Raw genomic sequence first — 22,334 nt, 5'->3', positions numbered from 1 at the left:
TCCCCTCGGCGCGCATCGTTACCATGCGTGGACGCACATTCCGACGACCACTGACACGACGAGGGACGGGCGAGCGCGTGGCCGAGGCGGCAGACTTCCAGGGGACGAGTCCCTCACCTGCCCGCCGGTGGCTGCTGCGCACCGGAGCGCTGTTCGCCGGGGCGCCCCTGCTGGCCGGTCTGGTTCAGCTGCCCGCGGTCCCGTCCGCAGAGGCGTCGCCGAATGCATCCCTGGCCGAGGCCACGGGGTCGAACACCGTCGAGGTCTCCCTGGACTCTCTCAGCCCCAGTGTGCCCACCGACGGCGACACGGTCACTGTCTCCGGCACGGTGACGAACAAGGGCAGGCAAACGGTCACGGACGCCCACGTGGGCCTGCGCGTGGCCTCGGGGGCCGTGACGGGCCGCTCGGCCGTCGACGACGCGGCCAAACGCAGCGGCTTCGACCAGTTCACCGACGGGGCGGAGGTCGGCGGGAAGTACGTGGAGAAGTTCTCCGCGCTGGCCTCCGGTGTGGCCCATCCCTTCACCATCTCGGTGCCTGTCAAGGAGCTGGATCTCGGCTCGGACGGCGTGTATCAGCTGGGTGTCTCCCTCTCGGGGAGGACCGCCGCCGCTCAGTACGACCAGGTCCTCGGCATCCAGCGCACGTTTCTGCCGTGGCAGCCCGACGAGGCGGGCGCCAAGACGAAGACGACGTACCTCTGGCCGCTGATCTCCACCACCCATCTGACGGCCGAGACCGGTCCCGGCGAGCAGCAGACACCTGTCTTCCTGAACGACGACCTGGCCAAGGAGATCTCGGCCGGCGGACGCCTGGAACAGATGCTGACGCTGGGCAAGGATCTGGACATCACCTGGGTGATCGATCCGGATCTTCTGGCATCGGTCGTCGCGATGACGGAGAGCTACCGGGTCCGGAGCGGGGGCACCACCGTCGCGGGCGAGAACCAGGCCGTAGCCAAGGAGTGGCTGGCGGAATTGGAGACGGCGGTCCAGGGCGAGGAGGTGATCGCCCTCCCCTTCGCCGACCCCGACCTCGCTTCGTTGGCCCACAACGGCAAGACGATCACGGGCTCCCTCAGCCGGCTGAAGGGCGCCACCGATGTGGCGTCGGACACCGTCCAGAACATCCTCCGGGTGGTACCGGACACGGACTTCGCCTGGCCCGTCAACGGCGCCGTCGACCCGTCGATCGTCAAGGTCGCCATCTCCGCGGGCGCCGACAAGGTGATCGCCCGCAGCGACAGCCTGCAGGAGGGCAGCAGCCTGTCCTACACGCCCAACGCGGCCCGGCCCGTCGGCGGCGGCACCACGGCCGTGGTCGCGGACGCCCGGCTGTCGAAGGCGTTCCAGGGCGACATGACGAAGGCCGAGAGCTCCACGCTGGCGGTGCAGAGGTTCCTCGCCCAGAGCCTGGTGACGGACCTCCAGAACAACAAGCAGCGCAGCGTCGTGATCGCCCCGCAGCGCATGCCGTCGGCGAGCCAGGCGCAGACGATGGCGCAGGCCCTGACGGCGCTCCAGGGGGGAAACTGGTCGCAACCCCAGGAACTGTCCGAGGCCGCCGCCACGAAACCCGACCCGAGCGCCACCACCAGGATCCCGTCGGCTTCGGCCTACCCCAAGTCGCTACGGAAGCAGGCGCTGTCGAAGTCGGCGTTCGGGGAGATCCACGCCACGCAGGCCGATCTCGACCGCTTCAAGGTGATCCTCACCGACCGGTCCCGCGTGGTCACGCCGTTCGGCAGGACCATGGACCGGGAGATGTCCACCTCCTGGCGGGGCCGCTCCATGGACGCGGCCGTCTATCGCAACGACGTGCAGTCCTACCTCAACTCGCTCACCGGCCAGGTCCGGCTGATCGAGAAGTCCGAGACAAAGCTCTCGGGCCGTAGCGCGACGATCCCCGTGACCGTGCAGAACAACCTCGTGCAGGGTGTCGACAACCTGACGCTGCGCCTCACGTCGAAGGCCCCGAAGCGCCTGAAGATCGGTGACGGTGACTTCGGTGACTTCGACGAGCAGGGTATCGACATCTCCGGCGAACGCCGCGAGTCGGTGAAGTTCACCACCAACGCCGAGGCCAACGGCAAGGTCGATGTCGTTGCCCAGCTCTACACGGCTGACGGCGAGAAGTATGGTGACGAGGTCAGATTCACGGTGAACGTCACCGAGATCACGCCCACGGTCATGCTGGTCATTGCCGGTGGCGTCCTGCTCCTCGTCCTCGCCGGATTCCGGATGTACACGCAGCGCAAGCGCGCCGCCGCCCGGCAGTCGGCGGAGGGAGCCCCGGCTGACGACGACCCGTCGGAAAGCGTCCCGACGGACGAGGACGCGAACGCCGAAGCGGCCTCAGCCGTACACACTGCCGAAGAGCAGTCCCCGGCGAAGTCCGGGTCAGATGAGCCGGAGCACCCGAGTGACCCGGCACCGGACACCGCTCCGGAAAGCGCCGACCCCTCCGGCACGGGTGAGAGAGTGGACCGTTGAGCGACTGTCGTGGCCGGTTGGCCCGGGGACGATGAGGTGGGGTAACCATGAACGCGCCGTACGACGGTGACCGCGGCCAGGACGCGGCCGATTCGGGGTATCCCGACGGCCCACTGTCCGGGCCGGGCCAGGTGCCGCCGCAGCATCCCGCGGACATGTACCTCCAGGACGCCTACGACCAAGACCCCTACCGCGCGCGCGATCTCGCCGCACAGGATCCGGTGGCCGAGGCGCTCTACGACCGTGCCGCGCACCCGCCGCCCGCTCCGGGCACCTACCAGCCGCAGCAGCCGCTCTACGCACAGCCGTCGGCGCCTCAGTACGCGCCCGACCCGCATGTGTGGGCCCAGACGCCGGCGCCCGAGCCCGAAGGGCCGACCCGGCACCTGCCGTACGGCGACGACGCACGTACGACCCAGTTCGTCGGCGTGGACGACCTGGTGACCCAGGCCGGCGAGGAGCGCCACGAGCCGGACGCGTTCGCCCATCTCTTCCGCGACCAGCAGCAAGGCGGCCACGCCCCCACGGGGCAGCCCTCCGTTCCCGGGCCGGCCCCTGCCCCGTCGCCCGGTCCGGGCCGCCCGGCGTACCAGGAGCCCGCACCCGCTCCGGCGCCCACGCCCCCGGCGAAGAAGGGCGGGCGGGCCTCCGGCCTGCTGAAGTCGAGCGCCGTGATGGCAGCGGGCACCATGGTGTCGCGCCTCACCGGCTTCATCCGCTCGGCGATGATCGTCTCGGCGCTGGGCCTCGCCCTCCTCGGTGAGTCCTTCCAGGTCGCCTACCAGTTGCCGACGATGATCTACATCCTGACCGTCGGCGGTGGTCTCAACTCCGTCTTCGTGCCGCAGCTCGTCCGTGCCATGAAGGACGACGACGACGGCGGAGAGGCATACGCCAACAGGCTGCTGACTCTGGTCATGGTGATCCTGGGCCTCCTCACCGCGCTCGCGATGTTCGCCGCACCACTACTCGTCCGCGCGCTGTCGACGCCCCTCGCCACCGACGCCGCGGCCAACGACGTCGCTGTCACTTTCACCCGCTACTTCCTGCCCTCGATCTTCTTCATGGGCATCCACGTGGTGATGGGGCAGATCCTCAACGCCCGCGGCCGCTTCGGCGCGATGATGTGGACGCCGGTCCTCAACAACATCGTCATCATCGTCACCCTCGGCGCGTTCCTCTGGGTCTACGGCAGCGCGGCCAACTCCCACATGTCGGTCAAGAACATCCCGCCGGAGGGCGAGCGGCTACTCGGTATCGGCATTCTCCTGGGTCTCGTGGTCCAGTCCCTGGCGATGATCCCGTACCTGCGGGAGACCGGGTTCCGGATGCGGCTGCGCTTCGACTGGAAGGGTCACGGTCTCGGCAAGGCCGCGATGCTGGCCAAGTGGACGATCCTGTTCGTGCTCGCCAACCAGGCGGGCGCCCTCGTCGTCACCCAGTTGGCGACTGCGGCGGTCACGGAGACGAAGATCGCCGGCACAGGTTTCAGCGCCTACGCCAACGCCCAGCTCATCTGGGGCCTGCCGCAGGCCATCATCACCGTCTCGCTCATGGCCGCCCTCCTGCCGCGCATCTCGCGCTCGGCCGCCGAGGACGACACGGGCGCCGTTCGTGACGACATCTCACAGGGCCTGCGCACCACGGCGGTCGCCATCGTGCCGATCGCCTTCGGCTTCGTCGCACTCGGCATCCCGATGTGCACGCTGATCTTCGGTTCATCCGGCACCGGCGCGGCCACGAACATGGGCTTCATGCTGATGGCCTTCGGGCTCGGCCTGATCCCGTACTCCGTGCAGTACGTCGTCCTCCGCGCCTTCTACGCGTATGAGGACACCCGGACGCCGTTCTACAACACGGTCATCGTGGCCGCCGTCAACGCGAGCGCCTCCGCGGTCTGCTTCTTCGTGATCCCGGCCCGCTGGGCCGTGGTCGGCATGGCGGCGTCGTACGGTCTGGCGTACATGTTCGGTGTCGGCATCGCCTGGCGTCGGCTCAAGAAGCGGCTGGGCGGGGACCTGGACGGATCCAAGGTCATGCGGACGTACGCGCGGCTGTCCATCGCCTCGCTGCCCGCGGCGCTGCTCAGTGGCGCCGCCTGCTACGGCATCAGCCGGTCCCTGGGGCAGGGCGTGGGCGGCTCGATGCTCGCACTCGTCGGGGGAGGAATCGTTCTGCTCGGTGTCTTCTACGTCGCCGCGCGACGCATGCGCATCGAAGAGCTCAACTCGATGGTTGGCATGGTCCGCGGACGGCTGGGGCGCTGAGGCTGGGGTACGCGCACAACCATCGTCCGCCGCCGCGTGTCGCTCATAGCGGCGGACTGTGGGCACAATTGGCTTTGGCGTCTTGGAGCGCTCAACGGATGGGGAGGCAGGAACGACGGTGGCGGAACGGAGCACGGCTGCCGTCGACGTGGCAGACAACAGCGGCGACGAGCCGCTGACCGCACAAGCGGACCAGTCCACGGCCGACGGGGAGGCCCAGAACCGGGAGCGGGACACGGAAAGCTCGGCGAGCGAAGAGGCACAGGGGAGCGGCGGTACCGAGAGCCCTTCGAAGACGACACCGCCCGAACTGCACAGCGGCCACAAACTCGCCAGGCGATACCGCCTCGAAGAGTGCGTCACCCGTCTGGACGGTTTCAGCAGTTGGCGTGCCGTGGACGAGAAACTGCGTCGCGCGGTCGGGGTACATGTGCTGCCCGCCGACCACGCGCGTGGTCGTTCGGTGCTGGCGGCGGCCCGCTCCTCGGCGCTGCTGGGGGATCCCCGCTTCGTCCAGGTGCTGGACGCCGTCGAGGAGAACGACCTCGTGTACGTCGTGCACGAATGGCTGCCGGACGCCACGGAGCTGACGGCGCTGCTGGCCGCCGGTCCACTGGAACCGCATGACGCCTACCAGATGGTCACGCAGGTCTCCCACGCCATGGCCGCCGCGCACCGCGAGGGCCTCTCGCATCTGCGGCTCAACCCGAGCGCTGTGCTGCGTTCCGCCTCCGGGCAGTGGCGCATCCGCGGTCTAGCGGTGAACGCCGCGCTGCGCGGCATCGGCTCGGACACCCCACAGCGGACGGACACAGAGGCGATCGGCGCGCTGTTGTACGCGGCGCTCACCCAGCGCTGGCCGTACGAGAACGACGCGCACGGCCTCTCCGGGCTCCCCAAGGGCGTCGGGCTCATCGCGCCCGACCAGGTCCGTGCGGGCGTCCACCGAGGGCTGTCGGAGCTCTCCATGCGCGCGCTCGTCAACGACGGTGCCACCGCTTCCCGCCACGAGTCTCCGTGCACGACGCCGGAGGAACTGGTGAAGGCTGTCGGTGAGATGCCTCGCATCCGCCCGCCGGAGCCCGCGTTCACCGCGCCACCCGACTACCAGCGCACGACGTACCAACAGGGGTCGTACGGCCGCCAGGCACCGCACCCCGGCGTCACCCAGCCGATGCAGACACCGCCGCCCCCGCTGCAGAGCCGGACTGGCAAAGCCCTCAAGTGGGCCGTCTCGGCACTACTGATCGCCGCCCTCGGTCTCGGCAGCTGGCAGTTGGCCGACGCGCTCATGCGCCGTGGGGACCAGTCCAGCGAGCAGGACACCGGCCAGACGACGGACGGCAACGACAAGGGCACCGGCAAGGCCAAGCCCATCACGGCGCTCAGCATCAAGGGCGCCGCAGAGTACTACCCGGACGGCAAGCCACAGCACGCGAACGACGCGGATCTGACGTACGACAACGACACGTCGACGTACTGGCGGACCTACTCCTACACCGGCGGCCCGACGCTGGCTCCGTTCAAGCAGGGCGTCGGCATCGTCTACGACCTCGGCTCGGCGCAGGAGGTGTCGGCTGCCTCGATAGGGCTGTACTACTCCGGCGACCACACGACCGCCTCGCTCTACGCGGCCGATTCCCTCTCGTCGTCCGCTCCGCTCAGCACCATGACGAAGATCGCCACCAACAAGACGACCGGGACGAAACTGAAGATCTCCGCGAAGAAGGCGGTGAAGACCCGGTACGTTCTCGTCTGGCTCACAGATGTGCCCAAGGCGGCCGGCGACCAGTACAGCAACCCCGGCTACAAGCAGGCGATCACCGATGTGAAGTTCACGGGCTGAGAGTTCACCGAGGGAGGGGGCAATGGCGCACGGCGCTGATCACAGCGAAGCGAGCGATCAGGATCTCCTGGCCCGACATGTCGAGGGCGACCCCGACGCCTTCGGTGAACTCGTCCGGCGGCACCGCGACCGGCTGTGGGCGGTGGCGCTGCGGACTCTGGGAGACCGTGAGGAGGCCGCCGACGCCGTCCAGGACGCGCTGGTGTCCGCCTATCGGGCCGCCCACACCTTCCGTGGCCAGGCGGCCGTCACGACCTGGCTGCACCGCATCACGGTGAACGCCTGCCTGGATCGTGCCCGCAAGACGGCCTCCCGTAAAACGTCGCCCGTCGACGACACCGAGCGCCTTGAGCAGCTCCTGGAGCCGCACGAGTCGGCTTCCGCTCCGGCCGAGCGCAACGATCTGCACCGGCAGCTGCTGGAGGCCCTGGGCACCCTGCCGCAGGATCAGCGGGCGGCGCTCGTCCTGGTGGACATGCAGGGCTACCCGGTGGCTGAGGCCGCGCGAATCCTCGACGTGCCGACCGGCACGGTGAAGAGCAGGTGTGCCCGTGGCAGAGCCAGACTTCTGCCGCTCCTGACTCATCTCCGTACGGATGGTGAGGGCGGCGGCGGCAAAAAGTCGGGGCATGGAAGGAACCGGGCGCAGGGGACATCCGTCCCACCCGCAGCGGGACCACATGATGCAGGGCCAAGCGATTCAGCTGCTGTGAAGGGCGGAGGTGGGCGAGCGTGACATCCACGACCGGCACGGCCGGGCACCCGGAAGTCGCGGAGATCTCCGACCTCAGCGAAGGTCTGCTCCCTGCGTCCCGCACCACGGGTGTCCGACAGCATCTGGACGAATGCCCTCTCTGCGCCGATGTCTACGCCTCACTCGAGGAGATCCGCGGTCTGCTCGGCACCCTGCCGGGCCCTCCCCGCATGCCTGACGATGTGGCGGGACGGATCGATGCCGCCCTGGCAGCCGAGGCCCTTCTGAACGCCACCGCACCCGAGCGCGAGACCGTCGGAGACCGTGCCACTGCCGGAGTCTCCCGCACCGCGGGGAGCGAGGAAGCCGCGCATGTTTCACGTGAAACATCGCCGGTGGCGGATCGCCCTGCCGGCCATCCACGCGCGTCCACCGGCCCGGGCCGCATGAGCAGGAGGCGCCCCAACCGTCGTACGACGGTCATCGGTGCCGCCTTCGCCATCGCAGCCCTGGGCTTCGGCGCAGTCCTCGTCCAGTCGATCGGTGAGGGTGACGGTCCTACGAGCAAGGCTCCGACAACGGCCTCCGAAGCCTTCTCCGGCGTCAAACTGGAGAAGCGGGTCAAAGCCCTCCTGGGCGATGCCGAGCAGAACTCGCCCGAAAAGGATTCCTTCGGGACTGCGGCGTCCCCGGACAAGAGCAGGAACACGGTCTTCAAGGCCGATGTACCCGTCTGCATCGCGAAAGGCATCGGCGATGTCACGGGCGCGATCGCTTCCGAGCCCGGTACCTATCGGGGAGCTGACGCGTATCTCGTGGTGCTGCCCGACCCCTCCGACGACTCACGCGTCACTGCCTACGTCGTCGACGCCTCCTGCTTGGATCAGGCTTCGGAACCGGCCGGCGACGTTTTCGTGAAGCACTCCTACGCTCGCCCCTGAGCACTGTCTCGCGCGTAGCGCCCTCCCTGTCATCCCTGTGCGGTGCCCTGTCTCCGTGTGCCCGGACACACCGGGAATGCGCGCCCCTTAGGATCCGTTGGGTGGGGTGAGAGTTCTGAGAGCAGCTCCCACCGGCAGTACGCAGCAGTTTCCAGAGACGAGGAATCAAGCCGTGACCGACGTCCGTAACGTGATCATCATCGGCTCCGGGCCCGCCGGCTACACGGCGGCGCTCTACACCGCGCGCGCGTCGCTGAAGCCACTGGTGTTCGAGGGCGCCGTCACCGCAGGCGGCGCGCTGATGAACACCACCGAGGTGGAGAACTTCCCCGGCTTCCGGGACGGCATCATGGGCCCCGACCTCATGGACAACATGCGGGCCCAGGCCGAACGCTTCGGTGCCGAGCTCATCCCGGACGACATCGTCACCGTCGACCTGAGCGGCGAGATCAAGACCGTCACGGACACGGCCGGCACGGTGCACCGCGCCAAGGCCGTCATCGTCACCACGGGCTCCCAGCACCGCAAGCTCGGCCTGCCCAACGAAGACGCTCTCTCCGGCCGCGGTGTCTCCTGGTGCGCCACCTGTGACGGGTTCTTCTTCAAGGACCAGGACATCGCCGTGATCGGCGGCGGGGACACGGCGATGGAGGAAGCCACCTTCCTCTCGCGGTTCGCCAAGTCCGTGACCATCGTCCACCGCCGGGACACGCTGCGTGCCTCCAAGGCGATGCAGGAGCGCGCGTTCGCCGACCCGAAGATCTCCTTCGTGTGGGACAGCGAGGTCGCCGAGATCCAGGGCGACCAGAAGCTCACCGGACTGAAGCTGCGCAACCTCAAGACGGGCGAGACATCCGAACTGCCGGCGACGGGTCTGTTCATCGCGATCGGTCACGACCCGCGCACGGAACTCTTCAAGGGTCAGCTCGACTTGGACGACGAGGGTTATTTGAAGGTGCTCGCCCCGTCGACCCGGACGAACCTGACCGGTGTCTTCGGCGCTGGTGACGTCGTCGACCACACGTACCGCCAGGCGATCACCGCGGCAGGTACCGGCTGCTCTGCCGCCCTCGACTCCGAGCGCTACCTCGCCGCCCTCGCGGACGGCGAACAGGCTGCCGAGCCCGAGAAGACCACCGTCTGACCCCCGTCCGCCCCACCGCATCAAATTAGATAGGAGCCCGCTGTGGCCGGCACCCTGAAGAACGTGACCGATGATTCCTTCGAGCAGGACGTCCTGAAGAACGACAAGCCCGTCCTGGTCGACTTCTGGGCCTCGTGGTGCGGCCCGTGCCGCCAGATCGCGCCGTCCCTCGAAGCCATCGCCCAGGAGTACGGCGACAAGATCGAGATCGTCAAGCTCAACATTGACGAGAACCCGGCCACGGCTGCGAAGTACGGCGTCATGTCCATCCCGACGCTGAATGTCTACCAGGATGGCGAGGTCGCCAAGACCATCGTCGGCGCCAAGCCCAAGGCAGCGATCGTGCGTGACCTCGAGGACTTCATCGCCGAGTGATGTTTCACGTGAAACACGAAGGGGCCAACCCGAACGGGTTGGCCCCTTCGCTTCAGAGCGGGCGCAAAGACGGCTCCTTCTGCACGACTCCCAGAAGCCGATCCAACGCCAGCTCGACGTCCTCCTTCCAGGAGAGCGTCGTCCGCAGCTCCAACCGCAGCCGGGGATAAGTCGGGTGGGGGCGAACCGTCTTGAAGCCCACCGCTGTCAGGTGGTCGGCGGGGAGAACACACGCCGGTTCCTTCCAACGGGCGTCCCCGAAAGCCTCGATCGCCTTGAAGCCTCGCCGCAGCAGATCCTTGGCAACGGTCTGGACCATCACACGGCCGAGCCCTTGTCCCTGATAGCCCTGTCTGATGAAGGCGGTCATCAACTGAACCGCGTCGGGAGACACCGGACTCGTGGGGAACGCGATGGCGCGGGGCACATAGGCCGGAGGCGCGTACAGCACGAAGCCCACCGGTACCTCATCCACGTAGGCGACCCTGCCGCAGGACCCCCAGTCCAGCAGGACGGCGGAGATCCACGCCTCCTTCTCCAGGGCGGGGGTGCCTCCCTTTACCGCGGCCTCACCACTGACTGGGTCCAACTCCCAGAAGACACACGACCGACAGCGCTTGGGAAGGTCCTGAAGGTTGTCCAGCGTAAGCGGTACGAGCCGACGCCCCATGAAGGCTGTTCCTCGCTTCCTTCGCCCGCTGCGTGGCGAGCGGCTGTCAGAGCGCTCCGCTCCCTGAGGAGACTGCCGACGAATCCGCCGACCGCCCCCAGTCCCAGGCCTGCGGTCACCAGTCCGGAACGGCTCACGGTTCGCATGGCCCCGCCTCTCCAAAGAAGACCCGCCAGGTCGATGCGCCATACCCGAACGCATCGTATCGACGATGCGATTTCCTAGATACCGCCTCAAAGCAAAGAGCGGGCTGTGTCCGGTATACATCGGATACAGCCCGCTCAGACGGTCGACGAGCCGAAGGCCGCCCTTCCATACGAAGCCTCAGGCCTCCGTGTCCTCCGAGTCGTCGTCCAGGAGGCTCTTCTGGAGAGCGAGCTTCTCGCCCGGAGCGAGCGTGCTCAGAATCCGCTCAAGGTCCTCCGTGGACGCGAACTCCACAGTGATCTTGCCCTTCTTCTGGCCCAGATCGATCTTCACCCGCGTCTCGAAGCGATCCGAAAGACGGGTCGCGAGCTCGCCCAACGCCGGGGACCGCACGGAGCCGGCGCGTGGGCCCTTGGACCGCACAGAGGTGTTCGGATGCGATCCCATGAGGGTGACGATCTCTTCAACGGCTCGGACCGAAAGCCCTTCGGCCACGATCCGGTGAGCCAGCTTGTCCTGCTCCTCCGAGTCCTCGACGGAGAGCAGCGCCCGAGCATGCCCGGCCGAGAGAACGCCGGCAGCCACACGGCGCTGGACCGCCACCGAGAGCTTCAGCAGACGCAGCGTGTTGGATACCTGCGGGCGGGAGCGGCCGATACGGTCTGCCAGCTGGTCGTGCGTGCAGTTGAAGTCCTTGAGCAGCTGGTCATACGCGAACGCCTCTTCCAGCGGGTTCAGCTGGGCCCGGTGCAGATTCTCCAGCAGTGCGTCCAGCAGAAGCTTCTCGTCGTCTGTGGCCCGCACGATCGCCGGGATCGCTTCCAGGTCGGCTTCATGGCAGGCTCGCCAGCGCCGCTCACCCATGATGAGTTCGTAGCGGGCCGGGCCCACCTGCCGAACGACGATGGGCTGGAGGAGGCCTACCTCCTTGATGGAGGTGACCAGTTCTTGGAGAAGGTCCTCGTCGAACTCTCTGCGCGGCTGGCGCGGGTTCGGGGTGATGGAGTCGAGAGGCAGCTCGGCGAAGTAGGCGCCGATGGGTGCGGCGGGCAGTTCCGCCGCACCGTTCGGCGACAGCTCGGCTGTTTCACGTGAAACAGGCGGGAGGGTGGCCACCTTCGAGGCGGCCAGCCCACGCTCGGGGATGAAGACAGATGGCGCTGCCGATGGTGTGGATGCGGGTACTCCCGCTGCTGGAGTTTCCTGCTCTCCTGTTGCGGCCGCTGGGATCAGTGCGGCGAGACCACGGCCCAACCCCCTCCGTCGATCACTCACTGGATCCCCTCCACCATGCTCGGATTGTTCTGAGCACCGATATGGGCGTGCATGGGGTCGTACCCCACACCCACGCCCCTCAGCGCGACTTCTCGTGCCGCCTCCAGATAGGAGAGGGCACCGCTCGATCCTGGATCGTAGGTCAGCACCGTCTGCCCATAGCTCGGCGCCTCGGAGATACGGACGGAACGAGGAATGCTCGTCCGCAGCACCTCCTCGCCGAAGTGGGTGCGCACCTCGTCGGCGACCTGGGACGCCAGGCGCGTTCGGCCGTCGTACATGGTGAGCAGGATGGTCGACACATGGAGGACGGGGTTGAGGTGCCCCCGTACCAGGTCGACGTTGCGGAGCAACTGGCCAAGGCCCTCCAGCGCGTAGTACTCGCACTGGATGGGAATGAGGACTTCCTGGCCGGCGACCATGGCGTTCACCGTCAGCAGGCCGAGCGAAGGCGGGCAGTCGATGAGGATGTAGTCCAGGGGCTGCTCGTATGCCTGAATCGCTCGCTGCAGTCGGCTCTCTCGTGCCACCAGGGACACCAGCTCGATCTCCGCACCGGCGAGATCGATCGTGGCCGGTGCGCAGAAGAGACCCTCTACATCAGGAACGGGCTGGACGACTTCTGCCAGCGGCTTGCTGTCGATCAGCACGTCGTAGATGGACGGCACGTCGGCGTGATGGTCGATCCCCAGCGCGGTGGATGCGTTGCCCTGGGGGTCGAGATCGATCACCAGGACACGGGCGCCGTGCAGAGCCAACGAAGCGGCGAGGTTGACTGTCGTCGTGGTCTTGCCGACGCCGCCCTTCTGGTTGGCGACCACCATGACTCTGGTCCGCTCGGGCCGAGGCAGGCCTTCGCCGGCGCGGCCCAGAGCCTCTACCGCCAGTTGGGCAGCACGACCGATGGGAGTGTCGTCCATCGGGGGCGGTGTTTCACGTGAAACATCCTCCCCCATCGACTCGGTACGGGGACCGGGGACCGGATCGGTCATCGGTCCCGCGATGTTGGCGTCGGACCGCAAGGATTCACTCTCCTCGACTTCAGGCTCGCAATGAACAGAGCCTCCCATGTCTTCGGGGTCGTGAACCAGTGAGGCCTGGTGTTCTGTGGAGAATTCCACCTTTGTGGAAAACTCCGTTACCTCTCCGAGTGACCCGAGAGGCTTCCGGTCGCGCGGTTCGGCCGCGGCGCGGCCACGGCTGATGATGCCGTGCAGCAATGAGCGACGTTTCACGTGAAACACGATGCCTAGCGATACAAGCCAAGCTCGCGCGACACTCCGAGATGAGTAGGTTTGGAAGCTTGTGTGGAGTACGGCTCGTCGTCAGGACGGATCAGCGAACGTCCGGAGCGATGCCTAGCGGCGTCGACGTACTCGCCCTGTCCTGGCCGCCTTGGCCCGCTTCGCCGCGAAGCGCACACCACCAGGGCTCTCCCCGACCTCCACACGGACCACTGTGGACAGGGGATCGACCACGCCCTCACCAACATGGAGGACGGAGGTCGCCACCGCGCCGAGCTTGTTCAGGGCCGAGGCAGCACTCTTCAGCTCCTCCTCCGCGGTGTCGCCCTTGAGCGCCAGCATCTCTCCGTACGGACGCAGCAGAGGAATGCCCCACGCGGCCAGTCGGTCCAGCGGGGCCACGGCCCGAGCCGTGACCACATGGACCGGCTGCAACGTCCCGAGGACCTCTTCGGCTCGGCCGCGGACGACGGTCACATGGTCAAGGCCCAGAAGCTCGACGACCTCGGTCAGGAAGTTCGTCCGCCGCAGCAGAGGCTCCAGCAGCGTGATCTTCAGATCCTCCCGGACGAGAGCCAGTGGAATACCGGGCAGTCCGGCACCGGAGCCGACATCGCACACCGTCACCCCCTCAGGCACGACCTCTGAGAGCACCGCGCAGTTCAGCAGGTGCCGCTCCCACAGGCGGGGCACCTCCCGCGGGCCGATGAGCCCGCGCTGCACTCCCGCCTCAGCCAGGAGCTCGGCGTACCGAACCGCGTCCGCGTAGCGATCACCGAATACGTCGCGCGCCTGCTCGGGCGCAGGGGGGAGCTCCGCTGACTCCGTCACGGGAACCGTCCTTCCGTACCGCAAGAGCGCACTTGGCGCTGACTCCAGAACAACAGGCTGACAAAGTTCGGCCCCGCCTGCGGGCAGACGGGGCCGGGGAAACGTACGTACCGAATCAGGCAGGCAGCACGACGACGAAGCGCTGCGGCTCCTCGCCCTCGGACTCACTGCGCAGGCCCGCGGACTTGACCGCGTCGTGCACGACCTTGCGCTCGAAGGGTGTCATCGGCTTCAGCTTCACGGGTTCGCCGGTGCTCTTGGCCTCGGCCGCCGCCTTGGCACCCAGCTCGGAGAGCTCGGCGCGCTTCTGGGCGCGGTAGCCCGCGATGTCCAGCATCAGACGGCTGCGATCACCGGTCTCCCGGTGCACGGCCAGGCGCGTGAGCTCCTGGAGCGCCTCGAGCACCTCGCCCTCCCGGCCGACCAGCTTGTTCAGATCGCGGCCGCCGGAGTCGCTGATGATCGAGACAGAGGCACGGTCGGCCTCGACGTCCATGTCGATGTCGCCGTCGAGATCTGCGATGTCCAGCAGACCTTCCAGGTAGTCCGCCGCAATCTCACCCTCCTGCTCCAGGCGGGTCAGGGTGTCGCCACCCTCGGAGGCTGTGGAGGTGGTGCCTTCCGTCACGGGAGGGGCTCCTTCTTACTTCTTGGACGGGGACTTGGGGCGCTGCTGACCCTTGCGCTGACCGGACTGAGCCTTGCTGCGGCCACCGGTTCCGGGCTTGGCCGCGGCCTTCTTGGCACCGGCCGCCGGCTTGGTGTCCTCCGGCTCGGTGCTTTCCGGCTCGGTGTCCTCCGGCTGGTCGGACTTGATCAGCGAAGTGGGCTCGGCCTTCGGCTCGTCTTCGTCGGCGGTCTTCGCTGCACCGGACTGACGCTGGGCCTTGGTCTGGCGCTTGGGCTGCTGACGCTTGGGAGTACCGGGCGTGGGCGTACCGTCTTCGGCCACGGCGACGGCCGAGACCTCGCTCTTGACCACGGTGCCGTCGCTCTGGGCCGCGAGGCCCTCCTTGCCCAGGCCGGTGATGAACTTCCGCTCGTGCTCGTTGCGGTCGCGGCCCTTGGCGACGATCGCCTTGACGATGGTGCGCTCGCGGCGGTTACGAGTCTTGCCGTGCCGCATGACGTGCTTGAAAAGGCGCTCCAGGTAGGCGGCCTGGGCCTTCGAACCCGGGGTCGGGTTGTTGTGGATGACGTACATCTGCTGGCCCATGGTCCACACGTTGGTGGTCAGCCAGTAGACGAGGACACCGACCGGGAAGTTGATGCCGAAAACGGCGAACATGACCGGGAAGACATACATCAGCATCTTCTGCTGCTGCATGAACGGCGTCTTCACCGTGGTGTCGACGTTCTTCGTCATCAGCTGGCGCTGTGTGTAGAACTGCGACGCCGACATGAGGACGATCATGACCGCGGTCACGACGCGCACGGTGGTCAGCGAGGCGTCGAGCGCGACGAGGTCCGAGGAGCTGTCGGTGAACTTCGCGGCCAGCGGAGCACCGAAGATGTGCGCCTTCTGCGCGCTCTGCAGCAGGCTCTCGTTGATGACACCGATGGTGTCGTTGTTCGCGATGCTGTTGAGCACGTGGTAGAGCGCGAAGAAGAACGGGGACTGCGCCAGGATGGGAAGGCACGAGGAGAGCGGGTTGGTGCCCGTCTCCTTGTAGAGCTTCATCATCTCTTCGGACTGGCGCTGCTTGTCGTTCTTGTAGCGCTCCTGGATCTTCTTCATCTCGGGCTGCAGCGTCTGCATCGCCCGGGTCGCCTTGATCTGCTTCACGAAGAGCGGGATCAGGCAGATACGGATCAGGATCACCAAGGACACGATGGACAGGCCCCAGGCCCACCCGGTGTCAGCGCCGAAGAGGGCGCCGTACACCTTGTGGAACTGGACAATGACCCAGGAGACAGGTGTCGTGATGAAGCTGAAGAGACTGGCAATCGTGTCCACTAATCATGCTCCTTGGGCATGGGACGGGCTCTCGGCGGCCGGGCTCGAAGGAACGTGCCCCTCGGTGGCCGGTTCGGCGGCGGAGGACCCGCCCTTGCGTGCGCGCCACGTGCCACGCACCATCTCGTGCCACCGTGGACGCTTGCGCGGCGGGACGTGGTCCACGCCGCCGAGCGACCACGGATTGCACCGCAGGATGCGCCAGGCGGTGAGTGCCGTTCCCTTGATCGCACCGTGCCGGTCGATGGCCGTGTAGCCGTAGTGGGAGCACGACGGGTAGTACTTGCACACCGGCCCGAGCAGCGGACTGATCGTCCACTGGTACAGCTTGATCAGCGCCAGCAGCGGGTACTTCATCGTGCGCCCCCTCCCAGCAGCCGCCCTATGGCGGCATCCAGGTCTTGGGCCAGTTGTACGTGGTCGGCGTCACCCGCTCCGGGCAGCGCTCGTACCACTACCAGGCTACCGGGGGGCAACAGGGCGACTCGTTCGCGCATCAGATGGCGAAGCCTTCGCTTCACCTTGTTGCGTACGACCGAACCACCGACAGCCTTGCTCACGACGAAACCCGCACGCGTCGGGGGAGCGCTCTCCCCAGGCGCGTGCGGGTTCGTGGCACCGCTACGTAGGTGAACGACGAGGAGCGGGCGGCCGGCCCGGCGTCCTCGTCGTACCGCGGTCGCGAAGTCCTCGCGCCGCCTCAGCCGATGCTCGGTAGGCAGCACGACGTCATGACCTGATCGGGATCAGGCGGACAGGCTTGAGCGACCCTTGCTGCGGCGGTTCGCGAGAATCGCGCGACCGGCACGGGTACGCATCCGCAGGCGGAAGCCGTGGGTCTTCGCACGACGACGGTTGTTCGGCTGGAAGGTGCGCTTGCTCACTCGGGGGCTCCAGAAAGAAATCGGTGTTTGCGGGTGCCGTCCTGGCTGTCACCGTGCGCCCACGAGTAGCTCGTATAAACGCCCGAGTGCACCGCTGTCCGATCACCTGACGCGATCTGTGCCCATCGGAGGCAGGCGGCAGCAGCCATCGACAACTCGACCTGTTTACGGTACGCGCGGCTACGCCATCCGGTCAAACCGAGGGTCACAGGGAGACACTATCCACAGGCTGGGGACAACAACTTGAACCGTACCGGTCGCCGTGACTACCGTGTCTGAACTCCGATTCGTTCCCCTTCCTTTGGCTGCTGGGCCCCGACCCACCCACCAGCACCTCGTCCCGAGTGCCCCACCCGAGTTCCAAACCAACCTGTCCCAGAACCACACGTTCGTGGGACCTGTGAGAGAGCGTGCCCTGTGGCTGACGTACCTGCCGATCTTGCCGCAGTGTGGCCACGAGTACTGGAAAAGCTCCTCGGTGAGGGCCATGGTCAAGGCGTCGAGGTGAAGGACGAACGCTGGATCAAGCGCTGCCAGCCACTCGCCCTGGTCGCGGACACGGCTCTCCTCGCCGTCCCGAACGAGTTCGCGAAGGGCGTACTTGAAGGCCGTCTCGCGCCGATCGTCAGCGAGACCCTGAGCCGGGAGTGCGGCCGCCCGATCCGTATCGCGATCACCGTCGACAGCTCCGTCGGCGAACAGCAGCCTCCGCCGGTCCAGCGCCGCTTCGAGGAGCCGGAGCTCCCCTCCGTCCCGGCCCAGAACCGCGACGGCTACGACAACAGGACCCCGTACGACGGGCAGGGTCGCGAGGGACGCGGCGGGTACGAGGCCCAGAACGGATACGACGGCCAGGCCCGTGATCCCTACGAGGGGTATGGCCGCCATCGGGCCGACGACCGCGGTCCGGGACGCGGCGAACAGATGGGCGGCGGCCCCGGCGACCAGTTGCCGCCCCCACGCCCGGACCAGCTTCCGACCGCGCGCCCCGCGTATCCGTCCGAGTACCAGCGGCCCGAGCCGGGCGCCTGGCCGCGGCCGTCGCAGGACGACTACGGCTGGCAGCAGCAGCGGCTCGGTTTCCCGGATCGGGATCCGTACGCCTCGCCGTCGTCGGACTACCGCTCGCAGTCGATGGACCGGCCGCCGTACGACCAGCGCTCCGAGTACGAGCAGTCCCGCGGCGACTACGACCGGCCGGGGGGCGGCTCCGACTATCCGCGGCAGGACCGGCGTGGCCTTCCCGAGCCTCCGCCGGGCTCGGGCCATGTGCACCGGGGCGGCCCCGCGAGCAGCGCGCCCGGCCCGCTGGCGGCGCAGCCCGCGCCGGCGCCCGGTCCTGGTGAGCCGACGGCACGCCTGAACCCGAAGTACCTCTTCGACACCTTCGTCATCGGCGCCTCGAACCGTTTCGCGCACGCGGCCGCGGTGGCCGTCGCCGAGGCGCCGGCGAAGGCGTACAACCCCCTCTTCATCTATGGGGAGTCGGGGCTCGGCAAAACGCACCTGCTGCACGCGATCGGGCACTACGCGCGCAGCCTCTACCCGGGCACGCGGGTGCGGTACGTGAGCTCGGAGGAGTTCACCAACGAGTTCATCAACTCCATCCGCGACGGCAAGGGCGACAGCTTCCGCAAGCGGTACCGGGAGATGGACATCCTGCTCGTGGACGACATCCAGTTCCTGGCGGACAAGGAGTCGACGCAGGAGGAGTTCTTCCACACCTTCAATACGCTCCACAACGCGAACAAGCAGATCGTGCTCTCCAGCGACCGGCCGCCGAAGCAGCTGGTGACTCTGGAGGACCGGCTGCGGAACCGTTTCGAGTGGGGTCTGATCACCGACGTCCAGCCTCCCGAGCTGGAGACTCGTATCGCGATCCTCCGCAAGAAGGCGGTGCAGGAGCAGCTCAACGCCCCTCCGGAGGTACTGGAGTTCATCGCGTCCCGTATCTCGCGCAACATCCGCGAGCTCGAAGGCGCGCTGATCCGGGTGACGGCGTTCGCGTCGCTCAACCGGCAGCCGGTGGACCTCGGTCTGACCGAGATCGTGCTCAAGGACCTGATTCCGGGTGGCGAGAACGCGTCTCCCGAGATCACCGCCACCGCGATCATGGGCGCGACAGCCGACTACTTCGGGCTCACGGTCGAGGATCTCTGCGGCACCTCGCGCGGCCGCGCCCTGGTCACCGCCCGGCAGATCGCCATGTACCTGTGCCGTGAGCTGACGGACCTGTCGCTGCCCAAGATCGGCGCGCAGTTCGGCAACCGTGACCACACCACCGTCATGCACGCCGACCGCAAGATCCGCGCGCTGATGGCCGAGCGGCGCTCCATCTACAACCAGGTGACGGAGCTGACGAACCGCATCAAGAACGGCTGACAGAGGCCGCCGTACGTCGCTGAGGGCGCCCCGGGACGAGTTCCCGAGGGCGCCTTCGTCGTTCCGGGCCGGCTTCGTCCGTCGCCGGTCGGACATCAGGTGTTCGAATACCTGCCGCGTTACGGCCTCCCTCCACAGATTCCGGGACTTTCTCCCGTCCACACCCTGGGGACCGGGAAGTTATGCAGATCGTGTCCACAGGGCCGCCTGTTGAGAGATCATCAGGCCAGGTCAGCCCCCTGTGGATTCGTGGACGAAAGATCTCCACAGGCTGTGGACAAAGCGAAGGCCCACAGGCCGTGGACGGAGTTGTCCACCGACAGCCCACAGGGCGGGGCTGGTTGTCCCCAGTGATCGTCGGGTTCTCCACATGGCTGTCCACTGTTCGGCAAGCCGAGGCGCCCCCTCACCGTGTCGAGTGAAAGGCGTCACACGAGGTTGCCTGGTTGGGCTGTGGGAAAGGCGGGTAAATCTGGGGACGCCGTTGGGGAGAAGTGCCCCGGGGCTGTGCACGGTGTGTGCAGAACTTTCCGTTCTCCACAGATACCCCCGGTTGTCCACCGCCTCCGCCCACAGGCCCGGTGGACAAAATTTGCCGCCTGAGCTGCGAAAACGGGGTTATCCACGGTTTCCACAGGCCCTACTACTACTCCCAACTAGAGAGAGCTGGGAATCCGTTTCGAAGTGGGTCCTGTGCACAACTCGCTCTGGGTTGTCCGACCGCGCCTCGTCACGACTTGACCCCGAGAGGCTCCGAGTGTCAGTGGTGTGCGTCAGACTGTTCCCGGTGTCCTTCCCCTCACAGGAACCAGTGACACCGAGACATACGACGAAGCCAGGCAGGGCGAGAAGCGCCGGCAACAGCAGGAGGCGGCAACAGTGAAGATCCGGGTGGAACGCGACGTACTCGCGGAGGCAGTGGCCTGGGCGGCGCGCAGCCTCCCGGCCCGGCCGCCGGCGCCTGTTCTCGCCGGCCTCCTTCTGAAGGCCGAGGAAGGCCAACTGAGCCTCTCCAGCTTCGACTACGAGGTCTCCGCGCGGGTGTCCGTGGAGGCGGAGGTCGACGAGGAGGGCACGGTGCTCGTCTCCGGCCGGCTGCTCGCAGACATCTGCCGGGCCCTCCCCAACCGTCCGGTGGAGATCTCCACAGACGGTGTACGGGCGACGGTGGTCTGCGGCTCCTCGCGGTTCACGCTCCACACACTGCCTGTGGAGGAGTACCCGTCCCTGCCGCAGATGCCGAACGCCACGGGTACCGTCCCCGGCGAGGTCTTCGCCTCCGCCGCCGCCCAGGTGGCCATCGCCGCCGGCCGCGACGACACACTGCCCGTCCTCACCGGTGTGCGCATCGAGATCGAGGGCGACACGGTCACGCTGGCCTCCACCGACCGCTACCGCTTCGCGGTCCGCGAGTTCCTGTGGAAGCCGGAGAACCCCGAGGCGTCCGCGGTGGCCCTGGTACCCGCCAAGACGCTCCTGGACACCGCCAAGGCCCTCACGAGCGGCGACAGCGTCATCCTGGCGCTCTCCGGCTCGGGCTCGGGCGAGGGCCTGATCGGTTTCGAAGGCGCGGGCCGTCGTACGACCACGAGGCTGCTGGAGGGTGACCTCCCGAAGTACCGCACGCTGTTCCCGACGGAGTTCAACAGCGTGGCCGTCATCGAGACGGCTCCCTTCGTCGAGGCCGTCAAGCGTGTCGCCCTGGTCGCCGAGCGGAACACCCCGGTGCGGCTGAGCTTCGAGCAGGGCGTGCTGATCCTGGAGGCCGGCTCCAGCGACGACGCACAGGCTGTGGAAAGGGTCGACGCCCAGCTGGACGGCGACGACATCTCGATCGCCTTCAACCCCACGTTCCTGCTGGACGGCCTGAGCGCCATCGACTCCCCGGTCGCCCAGCTGGCGTTCACGACGTCCACCAAGCCCGCGCTGCTCAGCGGCAAGCCGGCCGTGGACGCCGAGGCGGACGAGGCCTACAAGTACCTGATCATGCCGGTGCGACTCAGCGGCTGACCGTCCGGACGCCGCCGCGGCCGAGCTGCCGGAGGTGGTCCGCAGCGCCGTGGGGCCCGGTGGATCACCGGGCCCTCGGTGCGAAGCCGCAGGTCGGGCGTACTTATGAGCGGGTATGCCCACAGGTGTGCGTGAGAGACCGGGTTTAGGCTCGTGCGTGGGTACGCAGGTGCCCTCATGCCACGTCGCAACCTAAGGAACAACTGATGGAGCTCGGTCTCGTCGGCCTCGGCAAGATGGGCGGCAACATGCGCGAGCGGATCCGCCGCGCGGGCCACACCGTCATCGGATACGACCGGAACCCGGATCTCGCCGATGTCCACAGCATCGAGGAGCTTGTGGGCAAGCTCAAGGGCCCACGGGTCGTGTGGGTGATGGTCCCGGCCGGTGCCGCCACCCAGTCGACCGTCGACGAGCTGGCCGAGCTGCTCCAGCCCGGTGACGTCGTCGTGGACGGCGGCAACTCCCGCTGGACGGACGACGAGAAGCACGCAGAGGAGTTGGCGGCCAAGGGCATCGGCTTCGTCGACTGCGGTGTCTCCGGCGGCGTCTGGGGCCTGGAGAACGGCTACGCGCTGATGTACGGCGGCGACGCGGAGAACGTCGCCAAGGTGCGGCCCGTCTTCGACGCGTTGAAGCCCGAGGGCGACCTCGGCGCGGTGCACGCCGGCAAGGTCGGCGCCGGGCACTTCGCGAAGATGGTCCACAACGGCATCGAGTACGCCATGATGCAGGCGTACGCCGAGGGCTGGGAGCTTTTGGAGAAGGTGCACTCGGTGACGGACGTCCGCGAGGTGTTCCGTTCCTGGCAGGACGGCACGGTCATCCGCTCCTGGTTGCTCGACCTGGCGGTGAACGCCCTCGACGAGGACGAGCACCTGGACGGCCTGAAGGGCTACGCACAGGACTCCGGTGAGGGCCGGTGGACCGTGGAGGCCGCCATCGACCACGCAGTGCCGCTGCCCGCGATCACGGCCTCGCTCTTCGCACGGTTCGCGTCGCGCCAGGAGGACTCTCCGCAGATGAAGATGATCGCGGCGCTGCGAAACCAGTTCGGTGGCCACGCGGTCGAGAAGAAGTAGCCCGCGGCACCGAAGACAGGAACGAACATACGTACGGTTGGCGAGAAGTCGTCCACAGGGCCGTACGGCGGTCCACAACCCTGGGGAGGT

General features: G+C 67.5%; 19 protein-coding genes. 10 read left to right on the top strand and 9 right to left on the bottom strand.

Features of this window, described 5'->3' with window-relative positions; genetic code table 11:
• Positions 1–77 precede the first annotated feature (77 nt).
• From OG622_RS24975 to trxA, 7 genes are all read left to right on the top strand, one after another.
• Complete coding sequence (locus OG622_RS24975) at positions 78–2,495, top strand: DUF6049 family protein (protein ID WP_371578859.1); 2,418 nt, start codon at positions 78–80, stop codon at positions 2,493–2,495.
• 47 nt (positions 2,496–2,542) lie between these two features.
• Positions 2,543–4,762: a murein biosynthesis integral membrane protein MurJ gene (gene murJ / locus OG622_RS24970; RefSeq protein WP_371578858.1), complete on the top strand. Its 2,220-nt coding sequence runs from the start codon at positions 2,543–2,545 to the stop codon at positions 4,760–4,762.
• Between the two features lie 118 nt (positions 4,763–4,880).
• Positions 4,881–6,608, top strand: coding sequence for a protein kinase family protein (locus OG622_RS24965; RefSeq protein ID WP_371578856.1), 1,728 nt, complete (start codon positions 4,881–4,883; stop codon positions 6,606–6,608).
• A gap of 22 nt (positions 6,609–6,630) precedes the next feature.
• Positions 6,631–7,344, top strand: coding sequence for an RNA polymerase sigma factor SigM (gene sigM / locus OG622_RS24960; protein ID WP_371578855.1), 714 nt, complete (start codon positions 6,631–6,633; stop codon positions 7,342–7,344).
• Positions 7,341–8,243 (top strand): anti-sigma factor, encoded by a 903-nt coding sequence (locus OG622_RS24955; protein ID WP_371578854.1) that lies wholly within the window; start codon positions 7,341–7,343, stop codon positions 8,241–8,243. Before sigM ends, OG622_RS24955 begins: the two co-directional genes overlap by 4 nt.
• Before the next feature lie 172 nt (positions 8,244–8,415).
• Positions 8,416–9,387, top strand: a complete 972-nt coding sequence (gene trxB, locus OG622_RS24950; protein ID WP_371578853.1) for a thioredoxin-disulfide reductase — start codon at positions 8,416–8,418, stop codon at positions 9,385–9,387.
• Positions 9,388–9,429: 42 nt separating this feature from the next.
• Complete coding sequence (gene trxA, locus OG622_RS24945) at positions 9,430–9,762, top strand: thioredoxin (RefSeq protein WP_371578852.1); 333 nt, start codon at positions 9,430–9,432, stop codon at positions 9,760–9,762.
• Between the two features lie 52 nt (positions 9,763–9,814).
• Here the strand turns inward: trxA and OG622_RS24940 are convergent, their stop codons facing one another.
• The 9 genes from OG622_RS24940 to rpmH all read right to left on the bottom strand — a co-directional run bounded on the left by OG622_RS24940 (position 9,815) and on the right by rpmH (position 16,770).
• On the bottom strand, positions 9,815–10,432 hold the full coding sequence (locus tag OG622_RS24940) for an N-acetyltransferase family protein (protein ID WP_371578851.1): 618 nt from the start codon (positions 10,430–10,432) through the stop codon (positions 9,815–9,817).
• 324 nt (positions 10,433–10,756) lie between these two features.
• Entirely contained in the window at positions 10,757–11,854 is a 1,098-nt protein-coding gene (locus OG622_RS24935; protein ID WP_371578850.1) for a ParB/RepB/Spo0J family partition protein, read from the bottom strand.
• Positions 11,851–12,924, bottom strand: a complete 1,074-nt coding sequence (locus OG622_RS24930; RefSeq protein ID WP_371584205.1) for a ParA family protein — start codon at positions 12,922–12,924, stop codon at positions 11,851–11,853. Before OG622_RS24930 ends, OG622_RS24935 begins: the two co-directional genes overlap by 4 nt.
• Before the next feature lie 288 nt (positions 12,925–13,212).
• Positions 13,213–13,929, bottom strand: a complete 717-nt coding sequence (rsmG, locus tag OG622_RS24925; protein ID WP_371578849.1) for a 16S rRNA (guanine(527)-N(7))-methyltransferase RsmG — start codon at positions 13,927–13,929, stop codon at positions 13,213–13,215.
• Between the two features lie 115 nt (positions 13,930–14,044).
• Entirely contained in the window at positions 14,045–14,557 is a 513-nt protein-coding gene (locus OG622_RS24920) for a R3H domain-containing nucleic acid-binding protein (protein ID WP_037689663.1), read from the bottom strand.
• A gap of 15 nt (positions 14,558–14,572) precedes the next feature.
• Entirely contained in the window at positions 14,573–15,886 is a 1,314-nt protein-coding gene (gene yidC, locus OG622_RS24915) for a membrane protein insertase YidC (protein ID WP_371578848.1), read from the bottom strand.
• Positions 15,887–15,889: 3 nt separating this feature from the next.
• Positions 15,890–16,243 (bottom strand): membrane protein insertion efficiency factor YidD, encoded by a 354-nt coding sequence (yidD, locus tag OG622_RS24910; RefSeq protein ID WP_005482973.1) that lies wholly within the window; start codon positions 16,241–16,243, stop codon positions 15,890–15,892.
• A complete protein-coding gene (gene rnpA / locus OG622_RS24905) occupies positions 16,240–16,611 on the bottom strand; it encodes a ribonuclease P protein component (RefSeq protein ID WP_371578847.1) in 372 nt (123 codons plus the stop codon). The genes yidD and rnpA overlap by 4 nt, the downstream gene beginning before the upstream one ends.
• Before the next feature lie 21 nt (positions 16,612–16,632).
• Positions 16,633–16,770 carry a 50S ribosomal protein L34 gene (gene rpmH / locus OG622_RS24900; RefSeq protein WP_060891143.1) on the bottom strand — a complete coding sequence of 46 codons (138 nt, stop codon included), beginning with the start codon at positions 16,768–16,770 and terminating at the stop codon, positions 16,633–16,635.
• A 417-nt stretch (positions 16,771–17,187) separates the two neighbouring features.
• Between rpmH and dnaA the strand changes: the two genes are divergently transcribed.
• The 3 genes from dnaA (at position 17,188) to gnd (ending at position 22,244) form a co-directional block, all read left to right on the top strand.
• The gene (dnaA, locus tag OG622_RS24895; protein ID WP_371578846.1) at positions 17,188–19,152 is read left to right on the top strand and encodes a chromosomal replication initiator protein DnaA; all 1,965 of its coding nucleotides are present in this window, start codon (positions 17,188–17,190) and stop codon (positions 19,150–19,152) included.
• An 879-nt stretch (positions 19,153–20,031) separates the two neighbouring features.
• Positions 20,032–21,162: a DNA polymerase III subunit beta gene (dnaN, locus tag OG622_RS24890; protein WP_371584204.1), complete on the top strand. Its 1,131-nt coding sequence runs from the start codon at positions 20,032–20,034 to the stop codon at positions 21,160–21,162.
• Positions 21,163–21,368: 206 nt separating this feature from the next.
• The gene (gene gnd / locus OG622_RS24885) at positions 21,369–22,244 is read left to right on the top strand and encodes a phosphogluconate dehydrogenase (NAD(+)-dependent, decarboxylating) (RefSeq protein ID WP_371578845.1); all 876 of its coding nucleotides are present in this window, start codon (positions 21,369–21,371) and stop codon (positions 22,242–22,244) included.
• Positions 22,245–22,334 lie beyond the last annotated feature (90 nt).

The organism is Streptomyces sp. NBC_01314, assembly GCF_041435215.1.
Taxonomy (GTDB): domain Bacteria; phylum Actinomycetota; class Actinomycetes; order Streptomycetales; family Streptomycetaceae; genus Streptomyces.
The sequence above is the reverse complement of the archived record's forward strand: the minus strand, read 5'-3'. Positions and strand labels throughout refer to the sequence as shown.